Source organism: Haloarcula taiwanensis (genome assembly GCA_002844335.1).
Lineage (GTDB): Archaea > Halobacteriota > Halobacteria > Halobacteriales > Haloarculaceae > Haloarcula > Haloarcula taiwanensis.
In genome coordinates, this window is the sequence record CP019154.1 from 1680073 (window position 1) to 1696163 (window position 16091).

Here is a 16091-nt window from a genome sequence, read left to right on the forward strand (position 1 = left end):
AGCAACCCGCGGTTTCCGAGTTGCGAGTGTGTGCCAACACAGCGCGGACAGAACTCGTAACGCCATTACCTCCGGGGCCGTATACTCGGACAATGGAGCAGGGCGTCATCGATGTCGGGTCGCTTGCCGGCGGTATCGATTTGCAGGCAACTGTCGAGAGCGGACAGTCTTACCTCTGGAACCGAGAGGATGGCGAAATGTACCAGCGCGACGGGGCAACCGGCGGCGGCGCGTGGTACTGGACGACAATCCAGCGAGACGGGTCACCAGCGGTCATCCGCGTCCGGCAGCGAGACGGGGTGCTCGAATGGGAATCGACAGTCGACGCTGAGACGGCGCTCAGGCGACTCCTTCGACTTGACGACGACCTCGACGCGATTCGGGCGACGGCACCGGACGACGACGTGGTCCAGTCGGCCTATGAGACGTTCTGGGGGATGCGACTCGTTCAGGACCCCCCGTTTGGCGCCCTCATCTCGTTCATCTGCTCGGCCCAGATGCGCGTGGCGAGGATTCACAGTATGCAGCAGGCACTCCGCGACGCGTTCGGCGAGGAAATCGAGTTCGGCGGGCGGACGTACAACGCCTATCCGACGCCGTCCGCGCTGGCAGAGACAACAGAGGAGCGGCTCCGGGACCTCGGACTGGGCTATCGCGCGCCGTACGTCCAGCGCACCGCGGAGATGGTCGCCACTGGCGAAGCCCATCCCGAAGAAGCCGTCGGACTAAGCTACGAGGACGCCAGAGAGTCGCTTACCCGCTTTGTCGGCGTCGGTGACAAGGTCGCGGACTGCGTGTTGCTGTTCTCGCTTGATTACCTCGAAGCGGTCCCACTGGACACCTGGATTCGGACGACCATCGAGGAGTATTACCCGGAGTGTGAGCGGGGGAACTACGCTGACACGTCGCGAGCAATCCGGGCCGCACTGGGTGGGGAGTACGCCGGTTACACGCAGACGTACCTGTTCCATTACCTCCGAACGGGCAGTAACGAGGAGTGAGACGCGTAGCGGAAGGCGACAGTATAACGGAGTCCGCCAGCAAACTCTCGGCCATGGCTCGAACGCGAGCACACGTATTCGTCTCCGGTCGTGTTCAGGGTGTCTATTACAGAGCGACCACGCGGGAACGCGCACAGGACCGGGACGTCGACGGGTGGGTCCGAAACCTCGACGATGGGCGCGTCGAAGCGGTGTTCGAAGGCCCCGAAGCTGACGTGGAAGCGATGGTCGAGTTCTGTCACGAAGGGAGCGAACGCGCGAACGTCACCGGCGTCGAAGTCGAGTACGGGGACCCCGAGGGCATCGAGGGCTTCGAGGTCAAGTGGTAAGTCCCGTAGAGTTACTTCGCTGGCGGGCGAACCCGCGGGTATGCTCACCGGCTCCGAAATGGGTGTCGTTGATGAGAATGCCGCCGCGCTCGGCGTCCCGCGCAAGCAGCTGATGGAGTCGTCCGGTCACGCCGTCGCGCAGGCGATCCGTACCATCGCTGACCCCGGCGAACAGGTCGTCATCGTCGCTGGACGGGGAAACAACGGTGGAGACGCGCTCGTCGCCGCCCGCTTTCTCGACGACTACGACCTCCGAGTCCTCCTGTTGGGCCGACCGGGTGCTATCTCGACGACGATTGCCAGGGAGAACTGGGATGCCCTCCAGCACGCCGAGTATCCGACAGAGACGGTCAGGGATTCCTCGGCACTGAACCTCGGCACTCCCGACATCGTCATCGACGCGATGCTTGGCACAGGTATCGCCGGTGATCTCCGGGAGCCAGCGGCGACGGCCGCCGAGGCAATGAACGAGAGCGACGCGACCGTTCTTTCGGTGGATGTGCCGTCCGGCCTCGACGCCGAGACGGGACGGCTGGCCGACAACGCCGTCGACCCCGACCACGTCGTCACGTTCCACGACACCAAGCCGGGCCTCCCCGCCCTCGACGTGCCGGTCACCGTCGCCGACATCGGCATCCCAGAGGCGGCGGAGCTGTTCGTCGAGCGGGGCGACCTCTCTCGCCTCGAACGGGACCCCGCGAGCCACAAGGGCGACAACGGCGAGGTGCTGGTCGTCGGCGGCGGCCCGTACACCGGTGCACCGGCACTCAGCGCACAGGCCGCGCTCAGAGGCGGGGCCGACCTCGTCCGGGTCGCCTGCCCCGCTGTCGTCGCGCGCGAAATCCAGTCCTACAGCGAGAACCTCATCGTGCGGCCGTTCGACGGGGACCACCTCGCGCCGCCGCACGTCGACCGCCTTGCTGAGCTGGCGGCGGACCACGACACGCTGATTCTCGGGCCAGGGCTCGGAGACACCGACGCGACGCTGGATGCTGTCGCGGACCTGCTGTCCGGGTTCGAGGGAACGGCCGTCGTCGACGCCGACGCGCTGTCAGTGGTCCCGGACGTCGAGACGGACGCAGAACTCATCTGCACGCCCCACCAGGGCGAACTTCTCGGGATGGGGGGTGAAACAGCCGAGGACTGGCGGGAACGGGCAGACCTCGTGGAGTCTTTCGCAGCGGAAATCGGACACACGCTGCTGGTCAAAGGTCCGTACGACATCGTCTCCAACGGCGAGCGGACCCGCGTCGGCCGGACGGGCAATCCGGGGATGACGGTCGGCGGAACCGGCGACGTGCTTGCGGGTGTGACGGGCGCACTCGCCTGCGGTCAGGACCCACTTGATGCGGCCGCTATCGCTGCCTACACTGTCGGCAGCGTCGGTGACCGGGTCGTCGACGACCGTGGCTACGGGCTGGTCGCAACGGACCTGCTAGACGAGATACCGAGCGTACTGTGGCAGCAAGAAGCAGAAGCGTAGCGTCCGCAGTCAGGCCGACGCACCGACCAGTTCCCCCGCTTTTGCCCGCGATTGCTCGATGATCGCCGGCCGCGCCTCGAACTCGATGACCACCTGGTCGCCGTAATCGACTGTCTCGACGCTGGCGTGGTCGTGAATCCACGAGACGAGGCTCATCGTGTCGTCGGTCATCGGGAGGACGAGCCGCTCGCGCTCGTAGTCCGGCAGTTCGTGGTCGATGCGCTCGGCCAGGTCATCGATGTTGAGCCCCTGTTTGGCGCTGACGGCGACGGGGTTCGGGGCCAGCGAGGAAAGGGCGTCCTTCTTGCGGCGGACCTCTTCGTCGTCGACCGTGTCGGTCTTATTGAGGACCGTGACGATGGGAGCCTCGTTGCGCTCGTACAGCGTATCGTGGCTCGTCACCAGTTTCTCCCGGATTTCCTCGACAGACTCCGAGACGTCGACGACAAGCAAGACGAGGTCAGCGTGGTACACCGACCCCAGCGTCGACTTGAACGACTCGACGAGCCAGTGCGGGAGGTCCTGAATGAACCCCACCGTGTCGGTGACCAGCACCTCGCGCTTCCCGACCTCGGCGCGGCGAGTGGTCGTCCCGAGCGTTGTGAACAGCCGGTCTTCGCTCTCGGCCGTCGTGTCGAGGTCGGGGTGGAGGTCGTCGTTTTCGTCGACATCGAGGTCGTCGGCAAGGCGGCGCAGGAGCGTCGACTTCCCGGCATTGGTGTAGCCGGCCAGCGCGACGAGGTCGAAGCCGGACTCCCGACGCTGTTCCCGGCGATGTCGCTCGGTCTCCTCGATGGATTCCAGTTCATCCCGGATGTTGGCGATCTGCTTTTTGATGTCCTCTTCGCGGGACTCGTCGTACTCGCCGAGACCCATAAATCCCGGACGCTCGTCGCGTTTGGCGAGGCTGGCCTTGGCCTCGGCACGCGGAAGTTCGTACCGAAGCTCCGCGAGTTCGACCTGCAGCTGTGCTTTCCGCGTCTGGGCCCGCTGGCCGAAGATTTCGAGAATAAGCCGGAAGCGGTCGATGACACGCACCCGCTCGGGGAGTTCGTTCCCGATATTGTATGTCTGGTACGGCCCGAGCTGGTTGTCGAAGATGACGACGGCAGCCCCTTCGCGGGCGACTACGTTGCTCAGCCGCGTTACTTTCCCCTCGCCGAGGTGGTACGCCGGGTCCTCCGTTCTGGTCTGTGTGACCTCGCCGACGACATCGTACCCGGCCGCCCGGGCAAGGTCCCGGATTTCCGTCGTATCAGCGGTACCACTGTCGACGCGTTTCGCGATGACCGCTCGTTCGGTGGTGTGTGTCGCCGTCACTCGTCGTGAAGATACGGTGTCCGATTATTTAACCCCCCGGGCGGTTCACGGCAACATCCAGTGAGCCGGCAGTTCGGCAGTAACACGGCAGATTCCGTGGGTGAATAGCGACCGGTAGCTGAGATGGGAGCCCCCGGCTCGCGATAGCCACCACGGCAGTGGCGTTGCGCTGGCCTATTCGAGGTCGAAGCGGTCGAGCTTCATGACCTTGCTCCACGTGTCCACGAAGTCATGGACGAGCTTCTCCTCCGCGTCGGCAGAGCCGTAAACTTCCGAGATGGCTCGCAGTCGGTCATTCGAGCCGAAGATGAGGTCAATGCGTGTAGCTTCCCACTTGACCTCGCCAGTGTCGCGGTCGAGACCCTTGTAGACATGTTCGGAGTCCGCTGCCGGCTCCCACTCCGTGCCCATGTCGAGCAGGTTCACGAAGAAGTCGTTGGTCAGCGTCCCCGGCTCGTTGGTGAGGACGCCGAGGTCGGTGTCCCCGTGGTTCGCACCGATGGAGCGCATCCCGCCGATCAGAGCCGTCAGTTCCGACGCCGTGAGGTTCAGCAGGTCCGCGTTGTCGACCATCACTTCTTCGGCCGGTCGCGTGATGTCGTCCTGGATGTAGTTTCGAGCCCCGTCGACCGTCGGTTTGAGAGCGTCGAAGGAGGCGGCATCGGTGTGTTCCGGCCCGGCATCCACTCGCCCGGGTTCGAACGGAACCTCGACGTTGTAGCCGGCGTCGGCTGCCGCCTGCTCGACGGCCGCGTTGCCACCGAGGACGATGAGGTCGGCCAGCGAGACACGCGTGTCGTCGTCCCGAGCGCCGTTGAATTCCTCTTGGATGCCTTCGAGCGTGGTGAGGACCGTCTCCAACTGTTCGGGCTCGTTGACTTCCCAGTTCTTCTGGGGTTCGAGGCGGATTCGCGCGCCGTTGGCCCCGCCGCGCTTGTCGCTGTCGCGGTAGGTCGACGCCGATGCCCACGCGGTCTTGACGAGCTGGGAGATAGAGAGGTCCGAGTCGAGGATTTCTGCTTTGAGCTCGGCGACCTCTTCGTCACCGATGAGGTCGTAGTCGGCGTCCGGGAGCGGGTCCTGCCAGATCATCTCCTCGTCCGGAACCTCCGGTCCGAGGAACCGCTCGGGCGGGCCCATGTCGCGGTGGGTAAGCTTGTACCAGGCCTTCGCGAAGTTCATCCCGAACTCCATCGGGTTTTCCTGGAAGGTTTCCATGATCTCCCGGTAATCCGGATCTCGCTTCAGGGCGATGTCCGTCGTGAGCATCATCGGCGTCTGCTTCTCGTCCGGGTCGTGGGCGTCCGGGACGCTGTTTTTCAGCTCCTCGCTCTTCGGAGCCCACTGCCACGCGCCGCCGGGGCCCTTCTCCGGCTCCCACTCGTAGTCGAGCAGGTTGTTGATGTATCCCATATCCCACTCGGTCGGCGACTGGGTCCACGGCCCTTCGATACCGCTCGTGATCATCTCGCCGCCCTTGCTGTTCCCGTTCTCGTTTTGCCAGCCAAGACCCTGTTGCTCGATGGGGGCTGCTTCGGGTTCGGGACCGAGATTCTCTTCGGGATCGTCAGCACCGTGGACTTTGCCGAACGTGTGTCCACCGGCGATGAGTGCGGCTGTCTCCTTGTCGTTCATCGCCATCCGGTCGAACGTCTGGCGGATGTTCTTCGCCGACGCTTCCGGGTCCGGGTTACCGTTTGGCCCTTCCGGATTCACGTAGATGAGGCCCATCACGGATGCGCCGAGCCCTTCCTCGATTTCACCGGGCTCGTCGAAGCGCTCCTGGGTTTCCATCTCGTCTTCTGGCCCCCAGTTGACAGCCTTGTCCTCCTCGAAGGCGTCTTCGCGGCCGCCAGCGTAGCCGAACGTCTTGAATCCCATCGACTCGATGGCGACGTTCCCTGCGAGAATCATCAGGTCAGCCCACGAGATCTTTTTGCCGTATTTTTGCTTGATTGGGAGGAGCAGCCGCCGTGCCTTGTCGAGGTTCGCGTTGTCCGGCCAGCTGTTGATAGGTGCAAAGCGCTGTCGACCGCCAGCCGCGCCGCCGCGACCGTCGGCAGTCCGGTACGTCCCCGCGCTGTGCCAGGCCATCCGGATGAACAGCGGGCCGTAGTGACCGTAGTCAGCCGGCCACCAGTCCTGTGAGGAGGTCATCAGCTCTTCGAGATCCGACTTCACCGCTTCGAGGTCGAGCTTCTGGAACTCCTCGGCGTAATCAAAGTCGTCTTCCATCGGGCCGACGTCCCGAGCGTTCTGGTCGAGGATCTCCAGATTGAGCTTGTTTGGCCACCAATCCTGGTTAGATTTCGGTCGCTTCGAACGTCCGCCTGCGGCACCGCTCATATCGGAATTCGGTGTTTCTGCCATCTTAACAGTAAGAAGGATTCGTCCCTCGGATACAAATCTTTGGATATGAGTAAAGAAATAGTACCGTGTCGAAAATAATTCCCTGAATTCTTCGGGTAACCCAGGCAGCAGAAAAACTATTTCTTTCTGACACACTCGGATATAAGCAGAGACAGAGGCGAGCACAAAGGATTTAAAAGCAGACGGTCAGGTACGCGGTATGGGTGAGTTCGTACTCCAACTAGACGGGTTGGGCCTCCAGCAGATGGGCCTCGAATTCGGTGGCGGCGGCCTTATCGGCGGAATCATCGGGTTCGCTGCCAAGAAGGTCGCAAAGCTCATTGCCGTCATCGTCGGCATCGAACTGGCGCTGTTCAAGTTCCTCGAGACACGCGGAATCCTCGAAGTGAACTGGAACGCGATAGGCGGAGCCGCACAGAACGCGACTGGGACTGCCGGGAACGCGGCAGCGACACAACCGCCGTCTTGGGTCACGTCGCTGCTCTCGGCCCTGCCGGTCAGCGCTGGTTTCACGGCCGGCTTTCTCGTCGGCTTCAAGAAAGGGTAACGCGACGCCGCGGCGTTAGCGCGTACTGATGTCGTCTTCGTCTTTGATGATTCGGGTCTCCGCCTCGCCGCTTGTGTGTTCGTTTACCACGTCGTAGAAGTCGTTCTGGAGACCGGCCGGGAACGTCAGCACGCCGACCCACGAGCCGTCTGACTGCCACTCCTCGCGTTCGAGGTCGCCGAACTGCCGGATCTGTGCCTGTGCGCTCCCGGCGTAGTCTGCGGGGACCTGCACCGCGACGGTGACCTCGTCGAACCGGATCGGAATGACCGGCCGGAGTGCATCGAGGGCGTCGTCAACCTGTGCCTCGACGGGCTCCATCGGGTCGACCCTGAAGTCGGTCTCTTCGAGGGCCGACTCGATGCGTTCCGGCGGGTGTGGCGCGTCGTCCATCTGGGGGTTGACCGCGTTGCGCGTGATGCGCTGGATGAGCTGTTTGTGCTTTTGCTCCTGCATCTCGCGGCGCTGGTCGGCCGTGATCTGAATCTCCCCTCGCTTGATGACCTCGGGGATGATGGCCATCGGGTCCGTGGTGTCGAACACCTCTTCGAGCATGTTCTCGGGCGGTCGGTCACCCCGAGAGGCGTCCTCGAACACGTCCTCCGCGGCGATAACGTCTTCGAGGTCACCGTCGAAGTCATCGCGTTTTATCGCTAGCGCAGCGTCCGGTTCCACCAGTACCTCGAACCGCTGGCCGTGGGATTCGAGGCGCGCCGTCACCGCCTCGTCAAGCGATATCATACCCATCGGTAGCAGTGGACCACTTAAAGGCCTTACTGCGTGGTCGGACAGAAAAGAGCCGAGCCGCCCCGAAGGCTGTCGGAAGCGTTACTCTTCTTCGGTGTCTTCGTCGTCCTCGTCGTCGCCAGTGTCGAGCAAGTCGGCCTCCGCGAGATGGGTCTCCTTCTCCTCGTCGGTCAGCTGGCCGAACGTCTCCGTTTCGACGTCAACCGTGGCGACGCCGATGCCTTCCGGCGTGAGTTCGTCGTCATTGACCGACGCGAGCGCGGCCAGTGCGAGGTCGACGCCCTCATCGAGGTCCATCCCTTCGTCGTAGTGCTCTTCGAGGTAGTCCCGGATGTCGCCGCGGTCGGCCCCGACGGCGAGGGCCTTCCACTCGTAGGGTGTGCCAGAGGGGTCGGTCTCGAACAGGCGGGGCTCGCCGTTGACGATGCCGCCGATGATGAGCGCGACACCGAACGGGCGCGCGCCGCCGACCTGCGTGTACTGCTGGATGTAGTCGGTGATTTCCTTGGTGAGGGTTTCGACGCCGACCGGCTCGCCGTAGCGCAGCTGGTTCACCTGCGCCTGTCGGCGGGCGAAGTCGATGAGCTGTCGGGCGTCGGCGACGTGGCCGGCCGAGGCGATGCCGATATGGTCGTCGGCCTTGTGGATTTTCTCGACCGAGGAGCGCTCCATCAGCGGCGACCGGATGCGCTTGTCCACGGCGAGAACGACGCCGTCGCTCGTTCTGACGCCGATGCTTGCTGTGCCGCGTTTGACCGCTTCGCGGGCGTACTCGACCTGGTAGAGGCGTCCGTCCGGGGAGAAGATAGTAATCCCGCGGTCGTAGGCCTGCTGTTGGTTTTGTCCCTGCATAGTTATCGGAAATCGAGTGCTGTCGCGCCGACGAACGCGCCATCGGAGGCCGTTTCGACGTCGTAGCGTGGCGGCCGAACGGTAGCGCTCCGGTCTGCGTTCTCGAACACGACGTGTCTCTGTTCAGTGGCTTCCGGCGGCCCGCGTATATACTTTTCTTCACAGGCGCGGACGGTGCCGCTAATCCCCCGGATGCGGACCCGAACCTCGTGGTCGTCGACGGTGTTCAGGCAGGTCAGTGCGGCCCGTGCCGGGTCCGTCTGGCCGCGTCTGGTCCGGACGATGGCCTCGGCCGTGCCGTCGTAGTCGTGGAACTGGAGAACGGTCATATCCGTCTCGGCGCTGCCGGTGTCGCCCAGCAGGTTCTGGGCGGCGTACCACACCTCGCGCTGGAACGCCCGGCGGTCCAAGGCGGCATCCGGCCAGGTCTCGATGGCAACGGCGAGATACCGCCACCGGGGCCGGAGGTGTTTCGGGAGGTGTTTCATACACAAGCGTTGGAACGAAGCACAATGAGCGGTGCGGTGTGCTGACCAGTCAGGGTGGCGGTAGCAGAGCTACTGCTCGCCACCGTCGGCATCGTTTGCGTCGTCTGCCATCCGAACGCCCGGCTCGATGACGGCGTCGCTCTGGCGCCCGCGGTTGCGCTCCGCGACTCGGCCCCACTCCGCCAGTCCCTCGCGGACGGTGTCGGCGTCGAAGCCGATGGTCTCCCCGACCGCGATGAGGTCCCGCGGTGCGCGAATCTGGAGATGGTTGCTCGGCGACGCCGAGACGACGAAAGGTCCGCCGGCGTCCTCGACCAGTTCCCTGAGCTTCCGGAGTTCCTTGATAGCCCGGACGCGAGTGCCGCCGGAGGCCCGGAGCACCGGGCCGAAGTCGAACTCGACGCGGACGCCGTTGTCGGCCGCCGCGTTCGCCAAAACGTGGTTGAAGTCGCCGTCCCCTCGCATCGGGTGGGCAAGCACGTCGACGGTCGGTTGCTCGACAGCGAACCGATTGATGCGGCGGTCGCCGCCGTGGACGACGACGACCGTCCGGTCGCTTCGGTAGTTCCCGACGAACCCACTCGCTCGTGAGGGGTCGTCCGCCCGGACTTCGACGCCGGCCGCGACATCGACGCCGTACGCGTCACTGATAGCGTCAGCCTCGTACTCAGCTGGCTTGTCGCCGTGGTTCCTGACGACGATACCGTCGTAGCCCGAATCGGCGGCCGTCAGCGCGTGCCGGGCGACGGTACTGTCACCGTCAGGGTGGGCGTAGACGGCCTCGTACATCACAACTCCTCTAAGAGTTCGCGGGCGTTAGCGACGGCTTTCTCCCGCTTTGCGGGGTAAGCCTCGACTTTCGCCCGGAGCGTGATGCCGTCGCCACGCTCGACGTCGCCACCGAACGCGGCCTGTTTATCGAAGGTGAGGAAAAACGAACAGTTGTCGTCGACCCGGTCGTCCAGTTCCGCACGCACCGCGTCGATGTCCGGCGCTGACGCGACCTGCGTGAGCACATGCCGGATATCGTCGGCGTTCTCGACGCGAGCCGAGAGGACGATGATACGGTCGCCGTAGTGTCCCTCGCTCTGTGCGCGCTCGATAGGGTAGTCCTCAGGCAGGAACGTTCGGAGCGCTTGCTCGACACGTTTGTCGTCCTCCGTCGCGTAGCAAAAGGTCCGAAGGTCGACGTAGTGGAACGGAACCGACGACATCGAGGCCCTACTCGTCCTCAGCGGCTTCGAGGTTGTCTTCGGGGACGCCCTGCTCCTGCCCGTCCTCGAAGGAAACCGTGTAGTTGGCGTCGCCGAACATCGTCTCGACGACCTGCGTGATAGTGCCTTCCTCGCCGTCGTAGTCGCTGTGCTCGTCGTGGAGAATAACGCTGTCGTCCTCTTCGAATGCCATACCGTGCGGTACTCGGTGGCTCGTCAAAAAGGGACTGATTCGGGTTTGCTCGACTCAGCCGCGGACGTGGTCGGAAGTGTACCGTGATACGTCCTGTTTGAACCAATCGGGACGGCGACAAAACTCGGTCGGACGTAGGGTAGGCGGTGTGGCCACAAGAGACGACCGCCTCGATTGGGTTCTATCGCTTCCGTTACGAAATGAGCGAGATTAGACCAGTCTAAATATTTACTTAGATAAATAGAATTAAGTGGACAGGAGTTCCACATTGGCGTGCGTTCCGTGATTGACGGAACGCAAAGGCGTACAGATCGAGTGGGTAGAACGACCCGTCAGGTCGTCACAACAGCCAAAGAGTTCCTGCTACACGGGAGCGTGGCTATCATTGTTCGGACCGCTTCCCGTGTTTCGCTTCGGCTGAGTCAGCCCAACATGTACCCGAAATAATATGTCTATTTATTGATAGCAGCGCATTGGATACAGCGGCGGAATCGCCCGGGAGAAGCCACGACAGCCCATCTGTCACAACAACTGTTATGGGACTCTCTAAACTATCAATCGACATGGTCAGCCCACCGCCTTCCCCCATCGAGACGGTTGTTTCGTCGAGGTGTCAGACACAGATAGGACACAGATGACGAGCGTCGACGACCTGTGGTACCTCTCCGACGGAGCCTGTCAAACGGCCGAGCAGACGTATCACGACCTCCGGAAGCGCTACACGGATTTCGTCGAGTTCACGCGCCATCGGAACGTCCCGCGGAACCGGTTTCGAGACGTGGCCACCGTCGCCCGGGACCACGGTGCGCCCTACGGCGCGCACGCGCTCACCTACCGACCCACTGGCGAACTACTGCTTGTCCGCCACGAGGGTGTCGACATGTGGGTTCTGCCCGGCGGTGAACTCGACGCCAGCGAATCGTTTCAGGAGGCTGCACTGCGGGAATTAAACGAGGAGAGCGGCATTGAAGCGACAATTGAGGGACTGGCGATGCTCGGACGAGTCGAGTTCTACTGTGACGGCAACATGGCCTGGGGCGTCCTACCGGTGTACGAGGCGAGAGCGGAGACAACCAGCATCGCCGTCGACGACCCGGACCACGAAATCAGTGAGGCCCGGTGGTTCGACGAACTGCCGGCCGACACGCGCGACCGCGAGGAGATTCTGCAGTGGCGCGGACAGCGGTTCGGCGACGGGGCGTAATCCGTCGAGATTGAACCCGCTACTCCGGCCCGAAAGACTGTCCCTCGCGGGCATCGGCGTTCATCCGCCGGATGGTCGCGCGGGCATTGCTGGCGTCGTACCCGAACAGCACGCTCTCGGCGTACTCGTCAGCCACCTCGACAGCCTTCGAGAGGTCGTCAACGTCCACGTCGACGGCGTATAGCTCGATGCTAAACGGGGTCGAGAGGCGGTCCTGCCAGCCTTTCGCGAGAATCTCCAGCCAGTAAGTCGTCGAGTACGCCATGTCGTAGATGGGGACGACGTACTCGTCGACGTACTCAGCGATGTCGTCGACAGCAACGCCGGAGCGGGCTTCGAGATGGCCGGGATAGGGGTCCGGATACAGCGTGAGGTACATCTCACCGGGTACGCGCTTGCGGGCCTCGGCAACGAACTCCGTGATGACGTTCGTGCGCCAGGCCGACCAGTCATCAAAGTCGCTCTCGGCGAAGCGCCGCTCGCACCGGTCGCAGTGGCAGTACTCGTCCCGGGGGAAGCCCACATCGTCGAGGCGGACATCCTCGTTGACAGTTGCCGCCTCCTCGATGATGTCGAGCAGTCCCTCGCGGTAGCGGTCGTGGGTCGGACAGACGTACGTCCAGTCGAAGTAGGGCTGATTCCGTGTCGCCGGCGTTCCTTCGTCGTCGAACGCGAGCAGGTCCTCCTCGCTCTCGACCGCGTTGTCGCCAAAACAGGACACCATGTTGACCGCGCCCGCAATCGGTTCGACAGCGCGGCCGGTCACGTCCTTGACCTCGTAGAACGCCCGGTCGAACTCGGACCACTCCGTCTCCTCCTCGTTACGGGTGACGACGCCGTACATACACGCTGGTACGGCGGTTCACCGGGTAAGGGTTCGGAAAGCGACGGCACTGCCGACGAAACAACTGAGAGAATACTGCCGACCGTCGGGCCCCCTCATACGACGCCGTTGGGGACCAGTGGGCAGGGCGGCCGACAGTAGGTTTAGAGGGCGATACAGCCGAGTTAGGCAGCCTTACCGCTTGACAACGTACACGAGGGCAAGCGCCGCGACCGCGACGAGGGCGATGACTTTCTTTTGCATCATTTCAACAAACGAACACCGATTATAAAGAACTATCGCCGTGCTAATCGTCGGCATGCTCGCCGGTATCAGAGCCGGTGTCGGCGTCAGAGCCGGGAATATCCGCCTCGTCGTGGGTACCGACGGGCGGTCGGTTTACCGCTGCCGCTGACGTGTCTTCGAGAGTCGTCCGGTCGTCGGCGTCTAGCGACTCCATCTCGCCGCCGGACCGCGCGTCCTGGTCGATGCGCATCGAACAGAACTCCGCGCCACACATCGAGCAGAAACGCGCCTCCTTGTAGTTGTCACCGGGGAGCGTCTGGTCGTGGTACTCGCGGGCGCGGTCGGGATCCAGCGCTAACTCGAACTGTTCGCGCCAGTCAAAGGCGTAGCGGGCCTCCGAGAGCGCGTCGTCCCAGTCCTGTGCGCCCTCGCGGCCGTTTGCCACGTCGGCGGCGTGAGCGGCGATGCGATAAGCCGCGAGTCCGTCCCGCACATCGGCTTTCTGCGGGAGCCCGAGGTGCTCTTTGGGAGTTACGTAACAGAGCATCGCCGCGCCGGCGCGGGCCGCCTCCGTCGCGCCGATGGCGCTCGTGATATGGTCGTAGCCCGGCGCAACGTCGGTCACGAGCGGGCCGAGGACGTAGAACGGCGCGCCGTCACAGACGTTCTGCTGGCGTTCGACCTGCTCTGTGATCTGGTCCATCGGGACGTGGCCCGGTCCCTCGACCATCACCTGCACATCGTGTTCCCAGGCGGTCCGCGTGAGGTCGCCGAGCGTGTCCAGTTCGGCGAACTGTGCGTCGTCGCCGGCGTCAGCGAGACAGCCCGGCCGGAGCCCGTCGCCGAGGCTGAAGGTCACGTCGTACTCGCGGAATATCTCGCAAATCTCCTCGAATTTCGTGTACAGCGGGTTCTCCATGCCGTTCTCCTCGATCCACTTCGCCAGGATGGACCCGCCGCGAGAGACAATCCCCGTTTTGCGGCCGTCGGTCAGCGGCAGGTGTTCCATCCGGACGCCAGCGTGGATGGTCATGTAGTCGACACCTTGTTTCGCCTGCTTCTCGATGACATCGAGCAGCAGTTCGTGGGTAATCTCACCCGGGTCGCTGGCGCGCTTGACCGCCTCGTAGATGGGTACTGTTCCAATGGGGACCGGCGAGTGCTCGACGTTGGCCGACCGTATCTCGTCAAGGTTGCTCCCGGTCGAGAGGTCCATCACCGTGTCCGCGCCGTAGTGGACAGCCGTGTGTAGCTTCTCCAGTTCGCCCTCGATGTCGCTTGTCTCCTCGCTGTTGCCGATGTTTGCGTTGACTTTCGTCGCAAACTCCCGGCCGATAATCATCGGGTCCAGCGCGTCGTGGCCGACGTTCGCGGGAATCACCGCCTGTCCGTCAGCGACTTGCTGTCGGACGAACGCCGGGTCGACGTTCTCGCGTTCGGCGACTCGCTCCATCTCCTCCGTGACGGTCCCGTTCTGCGCTGCTTCCATCTGCGTCATGATTACTAGGTTATACTACTTAGTTATAAAACACCGTGGTCAAAAATGTGAAAGGCGCCCTGTCAATACTGGGAACAACCCCAACACAGATGTACCCGAACAAGAAATGACCGAATAATGGCCCGACGTACCCGGCGTGCAGTGCTTGCGGCACTGGGAAGTGGTATCGCCGCAACTGCAGGCTGCGGGGCGTTCGGTCGAGGGCGAGTGGACGTGCTGGTCGCGGGGAGTCTGCAGAACGCGGCCAGTGAGACGCTCCAGGGCCAGACAGACATCGAGCTGGCCGTCGAAGCCCGCGGATCAGTACAGGCTGCTCGTCTCGTTGCCGACGGGAAACGAGACCCCGCTATTGTCGCCCTAGCGGACCCGACCCTGTTCAGCCGAGTCATGGACACTGCCTGGCACGCAGTGATCGCCGGCAACGAGATGGTGCTTGCGTACAACCCAGAAACGACCGACGGGACGCGCATCGCGGACGCAGAGCCGTGGTATGCCCCGCTTAGACGCGACAGCGTCTCGCTCGGCCGCACCGACCCGTCGCTCGACCCGCTTGGCTATCGAACGCTGTTCGTGCTGGCCCTCGCGGCGGACTATTACGACGAGCCCGACCTGTCCAATGCTATCCTTTCGCCGGACCAGACGTACCCCGAGACACAACTGCTCGCGCAGTTCGAGACGGGGGCCGTCGACGCCGCCTTCGTCTACCGGAGCATGGCGGTCGAACGCGACTACCCGTTCCGAGAGTTCCCGCCGGAGATACACCTCGGTGACCCCGCGCAGGCCGAACAGTATCAGGCCGCCACCTACGAACTGCCGAACGGCACGATACTCACTGGCAGCCCTATCGAGTACGGGGCTGTCCGCCGTGCTGCTGCAGAACCGGCGCGTACAGCCTTCGAGGCAGTCCTGTCCGGAGACTGGCTCGCACCACACGGATTTACCGTCCGTCAGGCGTATCCTCGACTGGTGGGAGATGTCCCGAGCACTGTCACGCGGTGAGACCAGAGCCGGCCATACGGTCGGCGTGCGCGAGCTCGTTCCCGTTCTGGGAGCGGTGCTGCTCCTGTATTTCGTCGTTCCAGTGCTCGTGCTCGTTCTCACGTACTCCCCGACGGCGCTGCTGACGAGTCTGACAGAGACGTACGTCATCAACGCCGCAGTCACGTCTCTCGTTGCCGCACTCGGCAGTACAGTCATCGCTGTCGTGTTCGGCCTGCCACTGGCCTACTGGCTCTCGCGGACCACGAGTGTGCTGGCGACCGTCGCGATGGGTGCCGTCGTCCTCCCGCTCGTCCTCCCGCCAGTCGTCAGCGGGATGTTGCTGTTGACAGTCGTCGGCCCGAACGGACTCGGCGGTCTCACCGACCTGACGGTGACGCGGTCGCTACTTGGCGTCATCGCCGCCCAAACGTTCGTCGCGTCGCCGTTTTTCGTCGTCACTGCCAAAGCCGCCTTCGATGGCATTGATGACCGGCTCGAAGAAGCCTCACGGTCACTCGGGCGCGACTGGGTTGGGACGATGCGCTCGGTGACGGTCCCACTCGCAAAGCCCGGGCTACTCGCCGGCCTCGTCCTGACGTTTGCCCGCGCGATGGGCGAGTTCGGCGCGACGATGATGCTGGCGTACTACCCGCGGACGCTCCCCGTCCAGATATGGGCCTCGTTTATTTCGGACGGGTTGGACGCGGCGCTGCCGGTGGCGGTCGTCCTGCTGGGCGTCGCGCTCGGAACGCTGCTGGTGGTCCACGCGCTCCGGGCGACGCCGTGGCGGTAGCG

The 16091-nt window shown here is 63.6% G+C and carries 17 protein-coding genes; 7 read left to right on the forward strand and 10 right to left on the reverse strand.

The genetic code is table 11. From position 1 onward, the window contains the following. The first annotated feature begins 92 nt into the window (after nucleotides 1–92). Genes BVU17_08530 through BVU17_08540 form a run of 3 tightly spaced genes read left to right on the forward strand, consistent with a single transcriptional unit; the run spans nucleotide 93 to nucleotide 2813 of the window. Nucleotides 93–1001, forward strand: a complete 909-nt coding sequence (locus tag BVU17_08530; protein ID AUG47558.1) for an 8-oxoguanine DNA glycosylase — start codon at nucleotides 93–95, stop codon at nucleotides 999–1001. Nucleotides 1002–1054: 53 nt separating this feature from the next. Then, nucleotides 1055–1330, forward strand: coding sequence for an acylphosphatase (locus tag BVU17_08535; GenBank protein ID AUG47559.1), 276 nt, complete (start codon nucleotides 1055–1057; stop codon nucleotides 1328–1330). 40 nt (nucleotides 1331–1370) lie between these two features. Then, a complete protein-coding gene (locus tag BVU17_08540) occupies nucleotides 1371–2813 on the forward strand; it encodes a bifunctional ADP-dependent (S)-NAD(P)H-hydrate dehydratase/NAD(P)H-hydrate epimerase (protein ID AUG47560.1) in 1443 nt (480 codons plus the stop codon). Nucleotides 2814–2822: 9 nt separating this feature from the next. Here BVU17_08540 and BVU17_08545 read toward each other — a convergent pair whose 3' ends face one another. Together BVU17_08545 and BVU17_08550 are read right to left on the reverse strand one after the other, a co-directional pair. Beyond that, nucleotides 2823–4133 (reverse strand): GTPase HflX, encoded by a 1311-nt coding sequence (locus tag BVU17_08545; protein ID AUG47561.1) that lies wholly within the window; start codon nucleotides 4131–4133, stop codon nucleotides 2823–2825. A 174-nt stretch (nucleotides 4134–4307) separates the two neighbouring features. Next, the gene (locus BVU17_08550; protein ID AUG47562.1) at nucleotides 4308–6503 is read right to left on the reverse strand and encodes a catalase/peroxidase HPI; all 2196 of its coding nucleotides are present in this window, start codon (nucleotides 6501–6503) and stop codon (nucleotides 4308–4310) included. 199 nt (nucleotides 6504–6702) lie between these two features. Between BVU17_08550 and BVU17_08555 the strand changes: the two genes are divergently transcribed. Then, nucleotides 6703–7050, forward strand: coding sequence for a hypothetical protein (locus BVU17_08555; GenBank protein ID AUG47563.1), 348 nt, complete (start codon nucleotides 6703–6705; stop codon nucleotides 7048–7050). A 15-nt stretch (nucleotides 7051–7065) separates the two neighbouring features. Here the strand turns inward: BVU17_08555 and BVU17_08560 are convergent, their stop codons facing one another. From BVU17_08560 to BVU17_08585, 6 genes are all read right to left on the reverse strand, one after another. After that, complete coding sequence (locus BVU17_08560) at nucleotides 7066–7791, reverse strand: rRNA metabolism protein (protein AUG47564.1); 726 nt, start codon at nucleotides 7789–7791, stop codon at nucleotides 7066–7068. 87 nt (nucleotides 7792–7878) lie between these two features. Further along, complete coding sequence (locus BVU17_08565) at nucleotides 7879–8649, reverse strand: proteasome endopeptidase complex, archaeal, alpha subunit (GenBank protein AUG47565.1); 771 nt, start codon at nucleotides 8647–8649, stop codon at nucleotides 7879–7881. Between the two features lie 2 nt (nucleotides 8650–8651). Then, nucleotides 8652–9137 carry a ribonuclease P gene (locus tag BVU17_08570; protein ID AUG47566.1) on the reverse strand — a complete coding sequence of 162 codons (486 nt, stop codon included), beginning with the start codon at nucleotides 9135–9137 and terminating at the stop codon, nucleotides 8652–8654. 69 nt (nucleotides 9138–9206) lie between these two features. After that, a complete protein-coding gene (locus tag BVU17_08575) occupies nucleotides 9207–9926 on the reverse strand; it encodes a ribonuclease P (protein AUG47567.1) in 720 nt (239 codons plus the stop codon). Beyond that, nucleotides 9926–10351 carry a hypothetical protein gene (locus tag BVU17_08580; GenBank protein ID AUG47568.1) on the reverse strand — a complete coding sequence of 142 codons (426 nt, stop codon included), beginning with the start codon at nucleotides 10349–10351 and terminating at the stop codon, nucleotides 9926–9928. Before BVU17_08580 ends, BVU17_08575 begins: the two co-directional genes overlap by 1 nt. A 7-nt stretch (nucleotides 10352–10358) precedes the next feature. Beyond that, the gene (locus tag BVU17_08585) at nucleotides 10359–10544 is read right to left on the reverse strand and encodes a DUF1918 domain-containing protein (GenBank protein ID AUG47569.1); all 186 of its coding nucleotides are present in this window, start codon (nucleotides 10542–10544) and stop codon (nucleotides 10359–10361) included. Nucleotides 10545–11178: 634 nt separating this feature from the next. On the opposite strand from BVU17_08585, the gene BVU17_08590 reads away from it, so the two are divergent. After that, the gene (locus BVU17_08590) at nucleotides 11179–11748 is read left to right on the forward strand and encodes an NUDIX hydrolase (protein ID AUG47570.1); all 570 of its coding nucleotides are present in this window, start codon (nucleotides 11179–11181) and stop codon (nucleotides 11746–11748) included. Between the two features lie 19 nt (nucleotides 11749–11767). Here the strand turns inward: BVU17_08590 and BVU17_08595 are convergent, their stop codons facing one another. Together BVU17_08595 and BVU17_08600 are read right to left on the reverse strand one after the other, a co-directional pair. Further along, nucleotides 11768–12592, reverse strand: coding sequence for a hypothetical protein (locus BVU17_08595; protein ID AUG47571.1), 825 nt, complete (start codon nucleotides 12590–12592; stop codon nucleotides 11768–11770). A 286-nt stretch (nucleotides 12593–12878) separates the two neighbouring features. Then, entirely contained in the window at nucleotides 12879–14315 is a 1437-nt protein-coding gene (locus BVU17_08600) for a phosphomethylpyrimidine synthase (GenBank protein ID AUG47572.1), read from the reverse strand. Nucleotides 14316–14432: 117 nt separating this feature from the next. Here BVU17_08600 and BVU17_08605 point away from each other — a divergent pair, with 117 nt between their 5' ends. Together BVU17_08605 and BVU17_08610 are read left to right on the forward strand one after the other, a co-directional pair. Further along, on the forward strand, nucleotides 14433–15314 hold the full coding sequence (locus BVU17_08605; GenBank protein ID AUG47573.1) for an ABC transporter substrate-binding protein: 882 nt from the start codon (nucleotides 14433–14435) through the stop codon (nucleotides 15312–15314). After that, nucleotides 15289–16089 carry a sulfate ABC transporter permease gene (locus BVU17_08610; protein AUG47574.1) on the forward strand — a complete coding sequence of 267 codons (801 nt, stop codon included), beginning with the start codon at nucleotides 15289–15291 and terminating at the stop codon, nucleotides 16087–16089. Before BVU17_08605 ends, BVU17_08610 begins: the two co-directional genes overlap by 26 nt. Nucleotides 16090–16091 lie beyond the last annotated feature (2 nt).

Coding starts and splice junctions, on each gene's coding strand:
- BVU17_08590 (AUG47570.1), top strand. CDS start 11,179: ATGACGAGCGTCGACGACCTGTGGTACCTCTCCGACGGAGCCTGTCAA.
- BVU17_08575 (AUG47567.1), bottom strand. CDS start 9,926: ATGTACGAGGCCGTCTACGCCCACCCTGACGGTGACAGTACCGTCGCC.
- BVU17_08555 (AUG47563.1), top strand. CDS start 6,703: ATGGGTGAGTTCGTACTCCAACTAGACGGGTTGGGCCTCCAGCAGATG.
- BVU17_08580 (AUG47568.1), bottom strand. CDS start 10,351: ATGTCGTCGGTTCCGTTCCACTACGTCGACCTTCGGACCTTTTGCTAC.
- BVU17_08565 (AUG47565.1), bottom strand. CDS start 8,649: ATGCAGGGACAAAACCAACAGCAGGCCTACGACCGCGGGATTACTATC.
- BVU17_08550 (AUG47562.1), bottom strand. CDS start 6,503: ATGGCAGAAACACCGAATTCCGATATGAGCGGTGCCGCAGGCGGACGT.
- BVU17_08605 (AUG47573.1), top strand. CDS start 14,433: ATGGCCCGACGTACCCGGCGTGCAGTGCTTGCGGCACTGGGAAGTGGT.
- BVU17_08585 (AUG47569.1), bottom strand. CDS start 10,544: ATGGCATTCGAAGAGGACGACAGCGTTATTCTCCACGACGAGCACAGC.
- BVU17_08530 (AUG47558.1), top strand. CDS start 93: ATGGAGCAGGGCGTCATCGATGTCGGGTCGCTTGCCGGCGGTATCGAT.
- BVU17_08540 (AUG47560.1), top strand. CDS start 1,371: ATGCTCACCGGCTCCGAAATGGGTGTCGTTGATGAGAATGCCGCCGCG.
- BVU17_08560 (AUG47564.1), bottom strand. CDS start 7,791: ATGATATCGCTTGACGAGGCGGTGACGGCGCGCCTCGAATCCCACGGC.
- BVU17_08600 (AUG47572.1), bottom strand. CDS start 14,315: ATGACGCAGATGGAAGCAGCGCAGAACGGGACCGTCACGGAGGAGATG.
- BVU17_08570 (AUG47566.1), bottom strand. CDS start 9,137: ATGAAACACCTCCCGAAACACCTCCGGCCCCGGTGGCGGTATCTCGCC.
- BVU17_08610 (AUG47574.1), top strand. CDS start 15,289: ATGTCCCGAGCACTGTCACGCGGTGAGACCAGAGCCGGCCATACGGTC.
- BVU17_08595 (AUG47571.1), bottom strand. CDS start 12,592: ATGTACGGCGTCGTCACCCGTAACGAGGAGGAGACGGAGTGGTCCGAG.
- BVU17_08535 (AUG47559.1), top strand. CDS start 1,055: ATGGCTCGAACGCGAGCACACGTATTCGTCTCCGGTCGTGTTCAGGGT.